3 protein-coding genes are annotated in these 4,950 nt (G+C 48.4%); all 3 read left to right on the plus strand.

Annotated features, from left to right (window positions below):
- Positions 1-691: 691 nt before the first annotated feature.
- Positions 692-2,593 carry a chitobiase/beta-hexosaminidase C-terminal domain-containing protein gene (locus VIP81_RS33200; RefSeq protein ID WP_331972491.1) on the plus strand — a complete coding sequence of 634 codons (1,902 nt, stop codon included), beginning with the start codon at positions 692-694 and terminating at the stop codon, positions 2,591-2,593.
- Between the two features lie 93 nt (positions 2,594-2,686).
- Positions 2,687-3,925, plus strand: coding sequence for a type IX secretion system outer membrane channel protein PorV (porV, locus tag VIP81_RS33205; RefSeq protein WP_331972493.1), 1,239 nt, complete (start codon positions 2,687-2,689; stop codon positions 3,923-3,925).
- Between the two features lie 64 nt (positions 3,926-3,989).
- Positions 3,990-4,950: TonB-dependent receptor plug domain-containing protein (locus VIP81_RS33210; RefSeq protein WP_331972495.1), on the plus strand; the 961-nt coding region annotated here is incomplete at its 3' end.

The following is a 4,950-nucleotide window of genomic DNA, read 5'->3' on the forward strand; positions in this document are numbered from 1 at the left end:
CGATTTCCACGTTACAGGCATTTGTTGCTCTCATTTACTCAGGTTCAATTGTACAATCACTTTTCCGCAGGTTTTACCAGTCTCATATCGTTTAGCTATTATCAACCAGGATTCAAGTTCCGGAAGAACAGCAGGTATCAGACCATCTGGAAAAAAATACAATCGAACGCTTATTGAAATGTAGTTGAACAAATCAGCTGCGTATTTATTATCAACTGAAAATTATCCGGGTATGTCCTGGCAGGCTACTGCTTTGTCTCGACGGCCGGGTGTCTTTTTCCGGGCATTATCTGCTGGGTACGCGGTGGCGCCCCAGGAACCTTATTAGTGTGGCATTGACGAACATATCAACTAAAATTTATTATCCAGTCCGGATGGAATGCTATCCCTGTTCCATTCACCGGATTGTATTCAGACACAATTAAATATAGTCATGAAAACTTTCAGCAGTTAACAGGTAGCGTGTATCCGATGCTAACGGCATCGTGTATTATTTAACTGGTATCCACCATCCGGATACCGGAACAGGATCTCTTTTTTAATACTTTTTTCTGCCTGTATACAGGTATCGGATATGTCATGCCGTTTGTTTTCAAAATAATAATAGTTAGGAATGCTAATTATATAAATAGGAGTACGGAAATATAGAAAGGGGTAATGAGTGCTTCCGATTAAAAATTCATTATTGAATATGAAACAATTAAACAAAGTTCTGTTTATCATCCTTTGCGTAGCGGCTTACATGGTTCCCACCATACACACATCTGCAGCCGCCCATGATGGAGCCTTCCGCATGAATGTAACCAAGGCACCTCCGGATACCACCCGCGGTATGGTAGGGTATTATTTTCAGGATGCTGCCGGAGGCGGACATTTTACGTCCCTCATATTTAACAGGGTAGATCCAAATTTCTGGATGAACTGGGGCGACAATTCTCCTGATCCCCGGATCACGCAGGATAACTTTTCGGTTCGCTGGAAAGGATTGTTCCGTGTACCGGTAACAGGTACCTATACTTTTAACTCGAATGCGGATGATGGTTTTAAATTCACCATCAAGGATTATGCAAACCGGGAAGCAGATGGTGGAAAAGTAGTGATGGACAATAAAGGCAACTGTTGTAGTGATTTCAACGGCAGCACAGACCTGGTAGCCGGTAAATTATACCCGATCGAAATCGAATTTTTTGAAGGTGGAGGTGGCGCCAATATTATGTATTTTAAATGGACAGGCCCCGGCATTGCACAACAGCAGGTACCGGAAGAATATTTTTATGCGGTGTTACCAGTGGCCGCCGCCAGGCCCAAAATATCACCGGACCGCGGTTTATTTGAAGACCATGTAAACGTAACACTGAGTACCACCACCGTGGGCGGCGTTATCCGCTACACGCTCGATGGTACCATCCCTACTATTAATTCACCGGTATTCGATCCGTTAAAAGATACGATCAAACTTACGGCCACCACTACGGTGAAAGCCAGCACCTATATGGACAATATGTACGTGTCCGAAGTTTCTACCGCACTGCTGAGTATTACACCACCGGCATTGCCCAATCCTGTATTTGTGCCTTCCGCAGGTATTTACAGTGATCCGGTGAAAGTAGGGATATCCGTAGCCGTACCCGGATCTACTATTTATTATACGGTAGACGGCAGCACACCTGCTATATCATCATTGTTATATACGGATAGTATCCATGTAGACTCCACCATGCGTATCCGCACTTTTGCCGTGAAAGAAGGACGTTCACCTTCCTCCGTGATGGCGGCTACCTATACTATTCTTCCGCAGGGCGTGGAACAACCGGTTTTCAATGTTCCTGCCGGCACGTATACCGCCGCCCAGGAGGTAGCTATCAGCAGCGGAACACCAGGCGCCGTTATCCGCTATGCCACCGGCGACCAGGTGCTGAACTCCAGTTCCCCGGTATATACTGCACCGGTGAAGATAACGGCCAGCACTACGCTGAGAGCTTATGCCACTGCAAATGGCATCGCTGATTCCAAAGTAACTGCTGCTGCCTATGTGATCGGAAATAATGATGCCGTGGTGAGCACACCACAGTTCAGTTTCCCCGGCGGTTCCTATAACGGCGTACGGCAGATAGGTTTATTTACCGATACCAAAGATGCGGTGATCTATTATACCCTCGATGGGAGTACACCCACGGAAAACAGTACGGTCTACTTTAATCTGATTCAGGTAACAGACAGTGTTACCATCAACGCCATTGCGGTGAAGTCGGGCATGAAAACTTCGGCTATGGCCAGTGCTACTTATATTATTTCGGGAGAAGCCAAAGATACATCGCGTATCAGCACCGTGCTGCCAACAGGGCATCTGTCAGTTATGCCTAATCCTGCCACAGATATGGCGCGTATCAGCTGGAGCGGCCTGATCACCACCCGGGATGGTTTTCGTGTAGTGGTGACCGATAGCAAAGGCGCGGTAGTGAACACCACAGTCATCAGCAACGGATATACCTATTACAATATCAACACCACTACGCTGGCAGATGGCGTGTACTTCGTAAAAGTGCAGTCGGGCAGTTCAGTGGCCAAAGGGAAACTAATCATTTCTCACTAACATATTCTGAGCGATAAACAACTATGTATAATCAGGTGATCACGGGCAGCCAGGAATACGGCGACGGTATCATGACGATATAAATTATTTGAAATGATGTATCCAGGTTATAATCAGGAAAAAAGGGAGCTGTTGCTACCCGGTGAATTTACATCCCCCGCGCCGGTGGCATACCGCTGGATGCTGGCTGGCCTGCTGGCCATGTTCCTGTTGTTTGCAGAACAGCGGGCATCGGCGCAAATGGACTATAGCGCCACGGATGGTCGTACCCACGCTATCAACACCGCGGTGCCATTTCTCCGTATTACACCCGATGCCCGCCGTGCGGCGCTTGGGGATGCGGGCATCGCATTATCTCCCGATGCCAATTCAGTATTCTTCAACCTGTCACAAATACCATTTGCCGGGGCAGAAAGGGGTGTTTCCGCCAGTTTTACCCCCTGGTTAAGGTCAATGGCCAGCGATGTGTATTTAGGCGATATATCGGCCTATAAGAAGCTGGATGAAAATCAGGCCGTGGCAGTGGGCTTCCGTTACTTTAATCTCGGCAGTGTACAGCTGGCAGATTTTCAGGGCAACGACCAGGGCAATGTACGCCCCGGTGAGTTTTCCCTCGACGCCGGTTATACCCGTAAATTAAATACGCACTGGTCGGTGGGCGTAGCCTTCCGCTATATCCATTCCAAACTGGCCTCCGGCGCCAAAGCCGGTGGTGCAGGCAGCTACAAAGCGGGCAATGCTTTTGCCGGCGATCTCAGTACTACCTACACTTCGGTAAAGGAATACGACGGCGACCAAAAAGGCACCTGGAGATTTGGCGCCGTGATGTCTAACATCGGTACTAAAATTTCCTACTCCACCGATAGCCAGGATAAATATTTCCTCCCGGCTAACCTGGGTATCGGCGGCGGATACACGTATCAGCTGGATGCCAAAAATGCGCTCACCCTCACACTGGATATCAATAAACTGATGGCGCCTTCACCAGATACAGTAGATGGCAACAAAGACGGTGTACCCGACTTCAGACAAAAAGGAATACTCAGCGGCACCTTCGGCTCTTTCGGCGATGCGCCGGGAGGCATGAAAGAAGAATTGCATGAACTGATGTATTCCACCGGACTGGAATATACGTATGGCGACTTGCTGGCACTGCGCGCAGGCTATTACAACGAACATAAAACAAAGGGCAACCGGAAATACATGACCGCAGGAGTAGGACTGAAGTATAAGATGGCCGGACTGGATTTTTCTTACCTGGTACCTGCCGGTGGCGACCCTTTGCATCCATTGGCAAATACATTACGCATCACATTGTCTGCCACATGGTAACACTACGGCGTAATATAACAGCAATGGCATGGTATATCATTTCTCATACACAAAATATTAGTTTATGCATTTCGTAATGCGACGCTGTGTAATAGGTTTTCTGATCAGTTGCTTTGCCACTGAAATAGCAGCGGCTGAAAATGGGAAGGCACCGGAACTATCCGGATACGCCCCCGCCTCCCGCTACGGGATTCCAAAAGATACAACGGGGAAGAAGTTAAGTGAGCGGGAGAAAAATGACAGCATCCGTAAAACCAGGATTCCGGTAGATACTAACGCTGTGAAATTCGGCAGCTTCCGCAACAACAGCATCGATGTCAATAAAGCAGCTATTTATCCCTATTCTTCCCTCCAGCAAATGCTGAAAGGAGAAGTAGCCGGTGTATATATCCAGGAACCCAGTGGTGAACCCGGCACCGAAATGGGCATGATGATACGCGGTACCGCCATTCCGCTTACTTCACATAAAGATGTATACGATGCCCAGCCACTGGTGGTGCTTGATGGCATTCCGCTCATCATGGATCACCCCTTTGCGTTTGATATACAACAGTACGATTACAACCGCATCGGCCCCGCTACCAACCTATTGTCGGCCATCGATCCCAACAACATCGCGTCTATCGAGGTGTTGAAAGATTACGCTGCCGCCGCCATCTACGGCCCGCGTGCCGCCAACGGCGGCGTTATTGCCATCCGTACCAAAGCACCGGTGATCGGTGGTAGAAAAATTGCGTTCAATACCTGGTTCGGTATGGCACAAAAGCCACATACCTATACCACCAATGCCAGATACGAAAATGATTTCAGGCAGCCCTACTATAATCGTTACGCCAGCCTGGACAACATACTTACCTATCCTGCCTATTTGCGTGACTCTACTAACCAGGCGTATTATGGTCCGGCCAACTGGACGGATCTGTACTACGCCAATCAGCTGATCAGAGGGGTGAATGCGAGTCTTTCCAGCGGCTCGGAGCGGGCTAACTTCCGCTTTGCCGCCGGGAATGAACAAATAAAAAATC

The sequence above is a fragment of the Chitinophaga sp. genome (genome assembly GCF_036566945.1).
GTDB lineage: Bacteria > Bacteroidota > Bacteroidia > Chitinophagales > Chitinophagaceae > Chitinophaga.

Bases quoted from the DNA above. Each gene is read 5' to 3' on its own strand.
- VIP81_RS33200 (WP_331972491.1), top strand. From the start codon at position 692: ATGAAACAATTAAACAAAGTTCTGTTTATCATCCTTTGCGTAGCGGCT.
- porV (WP_331972493.1), top strand. From the start codon at position 2,687: ATGATGTATCCAGGTTATAATCAGGAAAAAAGGGAGCTGTTGCTACCC.